15 protein-coding genes are annotated in these 12493 nt (G+C 30.5%); all 15 read left to right on the forward strand.

Going from position 1 to position 12493, the window contains the following annotated elements; all coding sequences use genetic code 11:
* Positions 1-594: UPF0236 family transposase-like protein (locus LB941_RS11920; RefSeq protein ID WP_253362212.1), on the forward strand; the 594-nt coding region annotated here is incomplete at its 5' end.
* A 361-nt stretch (positions 595-955) separates the two neighbouring features.
* Positions 956-1405 (forward strand): PssD/Cps14F family polysaccharide biosynthesis glycosyltransferase, encoded by a 450-nt coding sequence (gene pssD, locus LB941_RS11925; protein ID WP_253362213.1) that lies wholly within the window; start codon positions 956-958, stop codon positions 1403-1405.
* A 12-nt stretch (positions 1406-1417) separates the two neighbouring features.
* Entirely contained in the window at positions 1418-1915 is a 498-nt protein-coding gene (locus LB941_RS11930) for a glycosyltransferase (RefSeq protein WP_253362214.1), read from the forward strand.
* Between the two features lie 2 nt (positions 1916-1917).
* Entirely contained in the window at positions 1918-3036 is a 1119-nt protein-coding gene (locus tag LB941_RS11935) for a polysaccharide pyruvyl transferase family protein (RefSeq protein ID WP_253362215.1), read from the forward strand.
* 34 nt (positions 3037-3070) lie between these two features.
* Positions 3071-4069: a glycosyltransferase family 2 protein gene (locus tag LB941_RS11940; protein WP_253362216.1), complete on the forward strand. Its 999-nt coding sequence runs from the start codon at positions 3071-3073 to the stop codon at positions 4067-4069.
* Between the two features lie 42 nt (positions 4070-4111).
* Positions 4112-5095, forward strand: a complete 984-nt coding sequence (locus LB941_RS11945; RefSeq protein ID WP_253362217.1) for a hypothetical protein — start codon at positions 4112-4114, stop codon at positions 5093-5095.
* An 18-nt stretch (positions 5096-5113) separates the two neighbouring features.
* Entirely contained in the window at positions 5114-5866 is a 753-nt protein-coding gene (locus LB941_RS11950) for a glycosyltransferase (RefSeq protein ID WP_253362218.1), read from the forward strand.
* Positions 5867-5886: 20 nt separating this feature from the next.
* Entirely contained in the window at positions 5887-6897 is a 1011-nt protein-coding gene (locus LB941_RS11955; RefSeq protein ID WP_253362219.1) for a hypothetical protein, read from the forward strand.
* A gap of 31 nt (positions 6898-6928) precedes the next feature.
* Positions 6929-8098: a hypothetical protein gene (locus LB941_RS11960; RefSeq protein WP_253362220.1), complete on the forward strand. Its 1170-nt coding sequence runs from the start codon at positions 6929-6931 to the stop codon at positions 8096-8098.
* A gap of 109 nt (positions 8099-8207) precedes the next feature.
* The gene (gene rfbA / locus LB941_RS11965) at positions 8208-8972 is read left to right on the forward strand and encodes a glucose-1-phosphate thymidylyltransferase RfbA (protein WP_253362221.1); all 765 of its coding nucleotides are present in this window, start codon (positions 8208-8210) and stop codon (positions 8970-8972) included.
* Positions 8963-9520, forward strand: a complete 558-nt coding sequence (rfbC, locus tag LB941_RS11970) for a dTDP-4-dehydrorhamnose 3,5-epimerase (protein WP_253362225.1) — start codon at positions 8963-8965, stop codon at positions 9518-9520. Before rfbA ends, rfbC begins: the two co-directional genes overlap by 10 nt.
* Before the next feature lie 7 nt (positions 9521-9527).
* Positions 9528-10514, forward strand: coding sequence for a dTDP-glucose 4,6-dehydratase (gene rfbB, locus LB941_RS11975; RefSeq protein WP_253362222.1), 987 nt, complete (start codon positions 9528-9530; stop codon positions 10512-10514).
* A 72-nt stretch (positions 10515-10586) separates the two neighbouring features.
* Positions 10587-11429, forward strand: a complete 843-nt coding sequence (gene rfbD, locus LB941_RS11980; protein ID WP_253362223.1) for a dTDP-4-dehydrorhamnose reductase — start codon at positions 10587-10589, stop codon at positions 11427-11429.
* A 114-nt stretch (positions 11430-11543) separates the two neighbouring features.
* Positions 11544-11936, forward strand: coding sequence for a DUF722 domain-containing protein (locus LB941_RS11985; protein WP_253362224.1), 393 nt, complete (start codon positions 11544-11546; stop codon positions 11934-11936).
* A 93-nt stretch (positions 11937-12029) separates the two neighbouring features.
* On the forward strand, positions 12030-12493 hold a 464-nt coding region (locus LB941_RS11990), incomplete at its 3' end, for a Fic family protein (RefSeq protein WP_425270546.1).

A 12493-nucleotide genomic window follows, 5' to 3' on the forward strand; every position in this document is an offset into this window, starting at 1 on the left:
TATGGAGCCGACTTTATTCCGCATTGCACCTTCATCTTAGATCGTTTTCACTTACGTAAATATTGTAAAAAAGCTTCTGTAGGAATTGCCGGTCTGGACCGGACTTTATATCATTGGGCTTTAGCTGGAAAAACCAACTTTATCCAGGATTACTTTAATGTCCGTTTTAGTGACCCAATAGTAACTGTTAGCCAGTGCCAAAGCTTGAAACAAGCCGCTAAATATCTGACCAACAATGCCGAAGCAATCCGCGATAACCACTTAGAGGATTATCATGGCTGTTCAGCTGAGGACCATATCAGTCACTATTTGTCACGGCGTTTGAGTTCACGCCCACATGGTTGGAGTTTGACTGGTGCGCAAAGTGTTGCGCGGACACTAATCTTCCAACTGAATGGCGGCAGCATCATCAACTTCTTACAGATGGAACAGCAAAAAGCATGCAAGCAGGAAAAAGTTATCCGGTTCGACCGCCGTTTGAATGTCAGAAAAAACATTAAAAATAAGTATTATGAACAAACACAAGTTGCATTCAGCAGTCACCTACGGGGACAGCGGAGTTTGTGGCAACATAGCCTACAGGTTGGCTGGTAGTTCAAAGATGCCCCATTTAAGCTTAGTAGGCAGCTAATGTGCTTGTCGACTAATTCCTTATTTTCATTGGAATCATGTCAAGAGAAGGAGCGTCAGCGGCTCTTGACGTGATTTTAATGAAAATATAAAATAATTCAAGCACAGAAGCTGAATAAAAATCAAGATTGCAATTACAAAAAGCAGCGGAACAGGCTCTTTAAAAATTTACCCACACAAAGTTGACACTATCTACAAACGAATACATTCTTTACAAAATCTTATAATTGAGATATCGTTAATAACATGGAGAAAATTTAAGATTATATTTATGAAGTTTAATAATATTAAAGAAATAGATGGAAATTAAGAAAGTGTGATTTTTTTGAAAGTTTGTTTAGTAGGTTCAAGTGGAGGACATTTAACACATTTGTACATGTTGAAACCCTTTTGGCAAGATAAAGATAGATTTTGGGTTACATTTGATAAGGAAGATGCAAGAAGTATATTAAAGAACGAGGATGTTTATAATTGTTATTTTCCAACTAATAGAAATATAAAAAATCTTATTAAAAATACAGCATTAGCATTTAAAGTTTTAAAGCATGAAAAACCTGATGTGATTATTTCTTCAGGCGCTGCTGTAGCAGTGCCATTTTTTTATATAGGTAAAATTTTTGGAGCAAAGACAATATATATAGAAGTGTTTGACAGAATAGACAAACCAACACTCACAGGAAAGCTAGTTTATCCTATAACAGATAAGTTTATTGTTCAGTGGGAAGAAATGAAGAAAGTATATCCTAAAGCTATAAATTTAGGAAGCATTTTTTAGGGAGTATGCAAAATGATATTCGTTACAGTTGGAACACATGAGCAACAGTTTAATAGGTTGATACGCGAAATTGATATATTAAGAGAAAAAAGAATAATAGATGAGGAAGTTATTGTTCAAAGTGGATATAGTACATATAAGATGAAATTTTGTAAACAATTTGATTTCTTATCATATGAAGAAATGAAGCATTATATGGCACTTGCTAGGATTGTAATTACTCATGGTGGACCTGCAAGTTTCTTGATGTCATTACAATTAGGAAAAGTTCCAATAGTTGTTCCTAGGCAAAAAAAGTATGGTGAGCATGTAAACAATCATCAATTTGAATTTATTCAGCAATTAGAAAATCGTTCGTTTAATATAATTCCAATTTATGATGTATTAAATTTGAAAAAAAGTATTACAGAATATAAGAAAACAGAATCTTCAAATTCATTTCAAAACAATAAAAGTTTTAATAGGAAATTAAAAAATATTATAAACCAATTAATGGATATAAAGGAGTAATAATGGTTAAGGTTGGTATAATGTCAATGCAACGAATTTTAAATTATGGTTCTTTTTTACAAGCATATGGATTAAAAAGGATAATTGAAGACCTAGGTGCAGAAGTACAGTTTGTTGATTATAAAATTGATGCACCAATAGTTGAAAAAAAAATAAATAAATCAAAAAAGTTAAAACATTTTTGGAAAATAAGTGAAATTTTAGGATATGATGCACCACTGATTCAAAAAATAAAGTTTATAAAATATAAAATAAAATTTAAAAAAATATATCAAAAAGAATTAGGAATAAGTAATCTTATGAATTATAATCCTAAAATTGATGTATTAATTATTGGTAGTGATGAGGTATTTAATTGTATACAAGAAAATAGCAATGTAGGATACTCTCTAGAGTTATTTGGAAAGGATAATAAAGCAAATAGATTGGTTTCGTATGCAGCATCATTTGGAAATACAACGCTGAAAAAGTTAAATGATTACAAAAAGATAGATGAAGTCAAATTTTATTTAAAAAAATTTGATGAGATTTCAGTTAGAGATAGAAATAGTGCACATATAATAAATAGATTGACTAATGTAAATCCACAAATAAATATAGATCCGGTTTTAGTGTATGATTATGTAAACAAATTTAAAAAAATAAAAACAAAAAAAATAAAAGAAAAATATCTGTTATTATATGCATATTCAGGAAGAATTTCAGACTTTGAAGCAAAGTGGATATTAAAATATGCAAAAAGAAAAAATTTAAAAGTATATTCAATGGGAGGAGTTCAGAAATTTTCTGATAAGTTTATTGATTGCCCTCCTTTTGAGGTTCTAAATTATTTCAGTGAAGCTAATGAAATAATTACAGATACTTTTCATGGAACTATATTCTCAATTATAAATCATAAAAGATTTGTTACTTTGATGAGAAAAAGTATAGGCGGAAAATATGGAAATGAAGAAAAATTATCATATTTATTGGAAAAATTCAAATTATCTTCAAGACTGATTTCTGATATAGAAAATGCACAAGATATTCTTGAAAATAATATTGATTATGAAGAGGCAGATTCAATTTTGCAGATTGAAAGAGAAAAATCAATAGAATATTTAAAAAATAATATTTTTTAAAAAGCTTTATAAAGCAGTGAAGGGACCTACTCGTATGAATTTGGAAAAGGATAAAGTATCTATAGTTGTGCCTGTCTTTAATGCATCCAAGTATTTAGCAAAATGTATAGAGTCTATAGAACAGCAAACATATAGAAACTTAGAGATAATATTAGTTGATGATGGCTCAACGGATGATTCTAAAAAAATTATTAGTTTTTATGCTAAAAGTGATTGTAGAATAAAACCTATATATAAAAAAAACACAGGTGTTAGTAATACTAGAAATGTTGGCTTATCTAAAGCAACAGGAAAATATGTATGTTTTTCAGATGCAGATGACTATCTTATGAAAGATTATATTGAATATTTAATGCTTCTAATAAAAAATAATAATGCTGATATTTCTTTAACAACAAAAATGTTTGGAGATTTTGATACAAAACAAGTAAAAAAAGATAAAGTGAAATTGATGACATCTAGCGAGGCTGTAATAGGAATACTAGCATATAATATTCCTATTGGAGTTTATAGTAAGATGTTTAGAAATAATTTTTTAAAAAAGAACAATCTTAATTTTATTGAAGAACTATATATGGGAGAAGGGTTTAATTTTAATATTGATTGCTTTCAAAGAGCTAAGTCCATATGTGTAGGCCGTAGAAAGATATACTATTATAGGAGAAATAATTTAAATAGTGTCACTACTAAGTTTTCAGTAAGTAAATGGAGAAACGCATTAGAAGCAATTAATAGTATAGAAAATAGATTGATAATAAAAAGGAATGAAGATATTGAGAATGCATTGAAATTTGCAAAATGGAGAACGACTTCAGATGCTTATGATGCATTAGTAATTGCTGATGGAAAGAAGAATAATGTCGATTTATATTATAAATGGGTAAGTTTTGTAAAAAAAGAAGCACTTTGTGCACTATATGTGCCAACTTCTTTAAAAAATAAGGTTAGAGCAATAATAATGAAAGTTTATCCAGCTATAATTCCTAAAATACTTATTTTTAGAAAGAAAACTCATAATATTAATATACAGTAGTCATTAAGAATCAAACGAATGATTTTGAAAAGAGGTATATAATTGGATATAAGAAGAAAAATTAAATTTTTTATTTTGACACATTCAAATTTTGGAAATATATGTAGATATATCTATACTTGTTTTTTTAAAAGAGAAAGATTGGAAAGAAATGTTTCATTTGGGAAAATTAATAATAAAAAAGTGATATATATCATAAGACCTAATGCTGAGAATGATATTCAAGGGCTAATGTCATTATTTATACAAGTTATGCGAAAAATTGATTATGCAAATAGAAATGACTATATACCATATGTTGATTTTAAAAATTATTTAACACAATATTATGATGGTATAAATAATGTGTGGGAATATTTTTTCTTACAACCTAACTCATTAGAATATTCAGAAGTTTATAAATATAAAAATATCATACTTTCCGGAAAGAAATTATTAAATGGAGAAGATGACTCATTATATAAAGATACTATATTTTATGATGAAAAGAAATGTGAAAAATGTCATAATTTAATAACGAAAAACATTTCATTTAGCAATAGAGTAGAAGAATTAGTATTAAATGAATTAAAAAATATAGATGTAAGAAATTGTATAGGTGTATATGCTAGAGGAACTGATTATACTAAATTAAAGCCAGTTGGTGAACATATTCAACCACCTATAGATATGATCATAAATAGCATGCATGTATTTCATAAAAAATATCCAGAAATGGATTTTTTTATTGTGACTGAAGATGACAATATATATCAAAGAATAAAAAAAGAGTTTCCAAAGAATATAAAAATTGTGAGTTTTGATAAATTTATTAAAAATTACAATTTTAAGGGCTTTTTAAGCGAAAGTAAACTATTGGACAGCAATTTAGAAATACGAGGATTGGATTATCTTGTAAAATTAATTATTTTAGCCAAGTGTGAATGTTTAATATCATCAATTACAATGGGATCAATAGCTACGTATGCGATGAATGGTGGAAAGTATAAAGAAAAAAAGATATTTAATTTGGGTTTATATAAATAGAAAAGGAATTGTATAAAATTGAGAAAAAATCCAGTAGTGGCTATAGTTGTGATTATTAATAATTATCATATTTTTAATGAATTTAAAAACAATTTGGATAAACAAAAAGATATTAATTATAAACTTATTTGTATAGATAATTGTAAAAATCAGTATCATGGTGCAAGAGAAGCTTTTAATAGTGTAAAAAACAGATTAGAAGAAGAATATATACTTTTTATTCATCCTGATATTAGATTTTTAGATGAATACTGTTTGAAAAAAGTTGTAAGTTGGTGTGAGTCGATAGAGAATTTAGGTGTTTTAGGAATTGCTGGATGCAAAAGAAAATATGTACCAAAAGAGGGAAGAATTTTTTCAAATATTGTACATGGCAAAACTATGAAGAGAATAGGTACACCAGTAGAAGTACCTATTGAAGTCCAAACGGTAGATGAATGTTTCTTTGTAATAAAGAATGACATATTAGAAAAGTATCCTTTTTCAGATTTGAATGGTTGGCATTTATATGCTGTTGAGCAATGTCTAAAATATAATGATATAGGTTTGCATAATTATGTTGTTCCTGCTAATATATGGCATATTTCTGATGGAAAATCCTTAGATTTTAATTATATATTGCAATTGAAAAGTATTATAAGAACTTATGGTAAACACATTGATGCTATTAATACAACTGTAAAAAACTGGAAGCTAGACTCAGTATATAGTCGCATAGCAATAAATTATTACTTAGTTAAGCAATTAATAAAATATGCTATAAAAATTTAGAAAAGAGTGAATAGAATCATATGGATAGAGAACTTAATATTTATTCAAATTCAAAAATCTATGTCTTATGTCCTGCTAATAATAAAACAGGAGGGACAGAGTTGTTACATCAACTTGTTTTTGAATTAAACAAAATGGGACGAACAGCTTATATCGTGTATTATTTCGAAGGGAGTAGTGATAATAAAAATCCAACACCTACAGAATTTAGAAAATATATAAAAAATTACAAATTTCTAACTGACGTTCTTGATATAAAAGAAAATGTACTTGTCCTTCCTGAAGTATGCATTGGTAAAAATAGAAAATTTAAAAATATTCAAAAGTGTGTTTGGTGGTTGAGTGTAGATAATTACGAAATAATGAAAGGAAAATTGAATAGGTTTAAAAAGTATGGGGTAAGAAGTTTTATAAAACATATTTTATTAAATGATTATTTTAACGATGAAGATTTAAAAAAAATACACATGCATCTATATCAGAGCTATTTTGCAAAGGAATTTCTAATAAAAAAAGGGATAAGCGAAAGGAGCACAAAATATCTATCTGATTATATAAATGATGTTTACTTTGAAAGAGATTCAGTTAGTAAAAGTAGGGAAGATATAGTCATTTATAATCCCAAAAAAGGTTTTGAATATACGAGATATTTAATTAAGAATGCACCAGAAATTAAATTTATACCAATTGTAAATATGTCTAGTGTTCAAGTAAGGGATTTAATGAGTAGGGCTAAAATATATATTGATTTTGGTAATCATCCAGGAAAAGACAGAATCCCTCGGGAAGCAGCTATTAGTGGTTGTTGTATCATAACAAATAAAAGAGGATCAGCAAGATTTCACGATGATGTACCTATTGAAGATAAATATAAATTTGACGATAGCTTTGAAAATATACCTTATATAATTTCTACAATACATGAATGTATAAAAAATTATAATGTAGAAATTGAGAATTTTTCAAAGTATAGAGATTTTATAAACAAAGAAAAAATATATTTCAAAAAATGTATTAAAGAAATTTTTTGAAATACATTAATAAATTAGTAGAGGAAAAATAATGACTAAAAAAGAAATAGGAAACTATTTATTCATCATGTCTTTTGGAATATGTCTTTTTAGATTAGCGATAGCCAATACAACATTTTCTAGTTACATTCCTACGAGTGGCATATTCTTATTTTTATCTTTCTTAATTTCTATCATTTTTATAACCATTAAGATTCTAGTATGTGATCGAATTTATTTAAAGCATGTTTTTGTATATATGAGTCTAATAGCAATATCCATACTAATTTATCGGCATTCGGGGTATTCAGATATTGTTTTTTTATCAATTTTGTTGATGGGAGCAAATGGTGTAGATTTAAGAACAATAATAAAAACTCATTTTTATATATATCTTTTAGTAATGGCTATGGCATTAGTTTGTAGTCTTTTAGGTATTATAGATAATTATATAGTTTACTCAAGTCTACATGGCATTAGATATTCATTAGGAAATACATATCCAACAGATTTTTCGGCTGGTATTTTTTATTTATTAGTAGATTATATATTTTTAAAATATAAGAAATGGCGTGTAAAAGATTTTATAATTACTATTACTATTACAGTTGTGGTTTTTTATTACACAAAGGCATCAATGGATTTCTACTTGTCTATAATTTTAATTACCGCTATACAGATGAAAAATAGTGTTTTGTTTAGTAAGCATAAAATAAAGATATTACTAAAAAATATGATTTATTTCTTGTCAATTATAGCTTATCCAGTTTTGTGTATTTTTTCGATAGTATGTACCATGAATTTTAAACAAAGCAACACTATATATACATATATTAACTATTTGTTTGATAATCGATTAGCATATGGAAAATTAGCTATAGAAAAATATGGTTTTTCATTATTTGGTAATAGTGTCCAATTTTATGGTAATGGATGGAATACTCAAAGTGACAGCTATTTTTATGTTGATAATGGGTTTATCTATATTTTAACAGTATATGGAATTGTTTTGTTAACGCTTATTTGCATTTCTTTTACAATCGCTAGCATCAAACTAAGAAAAAAGTACATTATAATAAATTTTCTATTAATAATAATTGCACTTTCAACATTAGGAGAACCGAGATTTATAAATTATCTATATAATCCACTTCTATTTGTAATAAGTGATTTTATATTATTTGGGAAGAATTCTGTTTCGTTAAAAAGTCATGATAAATAGAGATTGTATTAGTCTTATTTCAATTATAAATATCTGTATAAGACAATGAATACTGGAAGCATGGGCGATTTTTACCAATGCTTAATTAAAAAGCAAAGGAACTGAACAGATGAAAGGAATAATTTTAGCCGGTGGGAGTGGCACACGCTTGTATCCCATTACAAGAGGGATTTCCAAGCAATTGATTCCTGTGTATGATAAGCCAATGGTTTATTATCCACTATCCACATTGATGCTGGCAGGTATTCGTGATATTTTATTAATCTCTACACCAGAGTACACTCATCTTTTCAAAGAGTTACTAGGTGATGGTTCTGAATTTGGAATTAATTTAGAGTATAAGATTCAAGATAAGCCAAATGGATTGGCAGAAGCATTTATATTAGGCAAAGATTTCATTGGAGATGATTCAGTCTGCCTGATTCTTGGAGACAATATTTATTATGGTAGTGGTCTTTCAGGACTATTACAGGATGCAGCCGCTAAAAAAGATGGCGCAACAGTATTTGGATACCATGTAAATGATCCAGAACGTTTTGGAGTAGTTGACTTTGATCAAGATATGCATGCTTTATCTATAGAAGAAAAGCCAGCACATCCTAAGAGTAATTACGCTGTCACAGGGTTATATTTTTATGATAATGAGGTAGTGGATATTGCTGCTAATCTTAAACCATCAGACCGTGGTGAATTAGAAATTACAGATATTAATAAAGAGTATTTGCGGCGTGGTAAGTTAGATGTTAAATTAATGGGTCGCGGCTATGCTTGGCTTGATACTGGAACCCATGAGTCAATGCTAGAAGCAGCTAGTTTTATTGCGCTTAGCCAAAGAATAGGGAGGAAAAATTGTGCGAGTTTTAGATACGACTGACTTTACAAGATGCAAAAATTGTTGAAACGGATGTCTTTGGTGATCATCGTGGTTTCTTCACTGAAACATATACCAAAAACAAATTTGAAAAAGCAGGAATTAATGTTGATTTTACGCAAGATAATCAATCATTATCAGTTGAACCTGGTGTTTTAAGAGGTTTGCACTTCCAACGTGCACCCTATGCGCAAACTAAGTTGTTGCGTGCAGTTACAGGGGTTATTTATGATGTGATTGTTGATGTGCGTAAAAGTTCACCCACATATGGCAAGTGGGAAGGCTTTATTTTAAGCGAATATAACCACCGTCAATTACTAGTCCCTAAGGGCTTTGCGCATGGGTTTGTAACTTTGACACCGAACGTCAATGTAGCTTATAAAGTTGATGGCTATTATAATCCTGAAGCAGATGGTGGAATTGCTTTTGATGATCCTGATTTAGCAATTAACTGGCCTATGCCGGTTGAACATTTGATTTTATCGGAAAAAGATAAGCATCATCCGCAATTAAAAGATGCTGATTTGAATTTTGTCTATGGAAAGGATTAGTTAAATAATGAAGAATTTATTAGTTACAGGTGGTGCCGGTTTTATCGGCAGTAACTTTGTACATTATATGTTGAACAAATATCCAGACTATAAGATTATTAATCTTGATTTATTAACATATGCGGGAAATATTCATAACTTAGATGATATCAAGGATAATCCTAAGCATAGATTTGTACGTGGCAATATCTGTAATCGAGAATTAGTAGAATATCTAGTTAAAGAACATGATATTGATACAATTATTAACTTTGCAGCAGAAAGTCATGTTGACCGTTCTATTTTACATCCAGAGATTTTTGTGGAAACGAATGTGCAAGGAACATTAGCCTTGTTGGATGTTGCCAAAAACATGAAATTAGAGAAGTATCTACAAGTATCAACAGATGAAGTTTATGGTACTTTAGGAAAAGAGGGCTATTTCACAGAAACAACGCCACTTGCACCTAATTCGCCATATTCTGCAAGTAAAGCATCTGCAGATATGGTAGTTCGGGCTTATTTTGAAACATATGGTTTGAACGTCAATATCACACGCTGTTCAAATAACTACGGTCCATATCAATTTCCAGAGAAGTTAATTCCATTAATGACTTCAAACGGTATGGATGGCAAGAAGTTGCCTATCTATGGTGATGGTAAGAATATTCGTGATTGGCTTCATGTTTATGATCATTGTCAAGCAATTGATTTGGTATTACACCAAGGTCGCAAAGGTGAAGTTTATAATGTCGGTGGACATAATGAACGCACAAATAACGAGATTGTGCATTTGATCGTTAAAAAGTTAGGTTTAACTGAAGATGCAATTGAATATGTGCAAGATCGTTTAGGTCACGATCGTCGTTATGCAATCGATCCAACGAAGCTTGAAAATGAATTGTGCTGGAAGCCTAAGTATACATTTGATACGGGAATTGAAGAAACAGTCAACTGGTATTTAGCTAATGAAGCTTGGTGGCGTCCTTTGAAGGAAAAAGCAGCTTTGAAATAGTAGATGATTAGCTTAGTAGCGCACGATTTGTTTGGATCGTGCGCTATTAGTTATAAATTGGAGGAGTTTAGGATGAAAGTTTTAATAACAGGCGGAAATGGTCAGTTAGGACAGGAATTACAACATCTTTTAGCTGAACGCGGTTTTAGTGATTATGACGCAGCTGATGTTGAAAAATTAGATATTACTGATGCGACAAGTGTTGAAGCATATTTTTCAGCGAATAAGCCAGAGATAGTATATCATTGTGCTGCTTATACAGCTGTTGATAAAGCGGAAGGTGAAGGCAAAGCAGCTAATGAAGCGGTTAATGCACTAGGGTCTGAAATTATTGCAAAAGCATGCGCAAAGTATGACGCAATTTTAATATATCCAAGTACAGATTATATTTTTGAAGGTAATTTAACTGAAGGCGAATATATGCCGGATGCACCAACGGGGCCTAAAAATGAATACGGCCGCGCAAAATTACTTGGTGAACAAGCTGTAAAAAAATATTGTAAAAAATACTATATTGTTAGAACAGCCTGGGTTTATGGAAAATATGGTCACAATTTTGTTTATACAATGCTTAATCTCGCAAAAACACATGATAAATTAACGGTCGTTAATGATCAAGTTGGACGTCCCACATGGACGCGCACACTTGCAGAATTTGTGACTTATTTAATTGATAACAAGATTGATTATGGCGTATATCAATGTTGTGATGATGGAACATGTTCATGGTATGAGTTTGCCAAAGAAATCTTGAAGAATAAAAAAGTAGCAGTAAAACCAGTTTCTTCAGATGAATATCCTGCAGCTGCGTTTAGGCCAGCATATTCAGTGATGCATTTAGCCAAGGAGACAGGTTTTGAATTTCATCCATGGCAAGAATCATTAGCGAAGTTTATGAATCAGATTGAGGAATAGTATAAGAAAATAAACAGGTTCGCAAAAGCTAGATTTTTGGTCTAACGCTTGCGAACCTTAGTTGTATATGTAGCGGTCGGTTATTAGGTGCTTACTTTGAAGCAGGCCTATCGTTTGAATAAACGCATTGATGACCGCATTAAAGAAAAAGCTGAACTCTATCAATTGGCGATGAGTGTTTCAGCCACGACCTTTGAGGAAAAGGTACCAAGTGGGCCCCGGAACAATGAAGCTTCCTTTGTGCGAAACCTTGAGAAGTGTTACCAATTGGAAGCTGAGATTGATATGGAGATTGATAGGTTTGTGGACCTCAAACGACAAATGCGTGGTGTGATCGAAGAGTTGATTAACGTTGATGAGAAGGTGGTTCTAATCAACCGATACTTACTTGAGAAGAGTTGGGACAGCATCGCTGATGAAATGCATGCCGACGTGCGGACAGTCTTTCGTTGGCACAGTAAGGCGTTGCACAACTTGAAGTTGCCGGCTAATCCTATCGTCATTTGAATTTTTTATCGCTCAAAAATTGAGCGATAAATATGGATAATATGATTTTTTCATAGTATAATTAGTGTAAGTAATATTGCAGAGGAGGATACTATGAAACCACCATTTACAATAACTAATTCAATGTTGAATAAAGTCGTTGAAATTTCAAAAGCTATTGGTAACTTGGAATTCCAGGTAGAGAGAAATTTAAAGCTACGCAAAGAGAACAGAATTAAATCTATTCATTCATCATTAGCCATCGAGAATAACAGTCTGTCGGTTGAACAAATCACGGCTATTATCGAAGGTAAACGAGTGCTTGGTAACCCAAAAGAGATACGTGAAGTAAAAAATGCTTATGATGCCTATGAAGAAATCTTAGCTTTAAATCCTTACAAACAAAGCGATTTTTTGAAAGCCCATGGTTTATTAACTGCGGGAATCGTTAACGAATCAGGTCAGTATCGGCATAAAGACGTTGGCATTTTTGATAGAGCTGGAAATGTTGTTCATATGGGAGCAAGACCTCAGTTCATTGGAAATTTGATGGATGAGCTGTTTGATTGGGGAGCGAA

The organism is Ligilactobacillus ubinensis, from assembly GCF_024160875.1.
GTDB lineage: Bacteria > Bacillota > Bacilli > Lactobacillales > Lactobacillaceae > Ligilactobacillus > Ligilactobacillus ubinensis.

Bases quoted from the DNA above. Each gene is read 5' to 3' on its own strand.
- LB941_RS11930 (WP_253362214.1), top strand. From the start codon at position 1,418: ATGATATTCGTTACAGTTGGAACACATGAGCAACAGTTTAATAGGTTG.
- LB941_RS11935 (WP_253362215.1), top strand. From the start codon at position 1,918: ATGGTTAAGGTTGGTATAATGTCAATGCAACGAATTTTAAATTATGGT.
- LB941_RS11940 (WP_253362216.1), top strand. From the start codon at position 3,071: ATGAATTTGGAAAAGGATAAAGTATCTATAGTTGTGCCTGTCTTTAAT.
- LB941_RS11955 (WP_253362219.1), top strand. From the start codon at position 5,887: ATGGATAGAGAACTTAATATTTATTCAAATTCAAAAATCTATGTCTTA.
- LB941_RS11960 (WP_253362220.1), top strand. From the start codon at position 6,929: ATGACTAAAAAAGAAATAGGAAACTATTTATTCATCATGTCTTTTGGA.
- rfbA (WP_253362221.1), top strand. From the start codon at position 8,208: ATGAAAGGAATAATTTTAGCCGGTGGGAGTGGCACACGCTTGTATCCC.
- rfbB (WP_253362222.1), top strand. From the start codon at position 9,528: ATGAAGAATTTATTAGTTACAGGTGGTGCCGGTTTTATCGGCAGTAAC.
- rfbD (WP_253362223.1), top strand. From the start codon at position 10,587: ATGAAAGTTTTAATAACAGGCGGAAATGGTCAGTTAGGACAGGAATTA.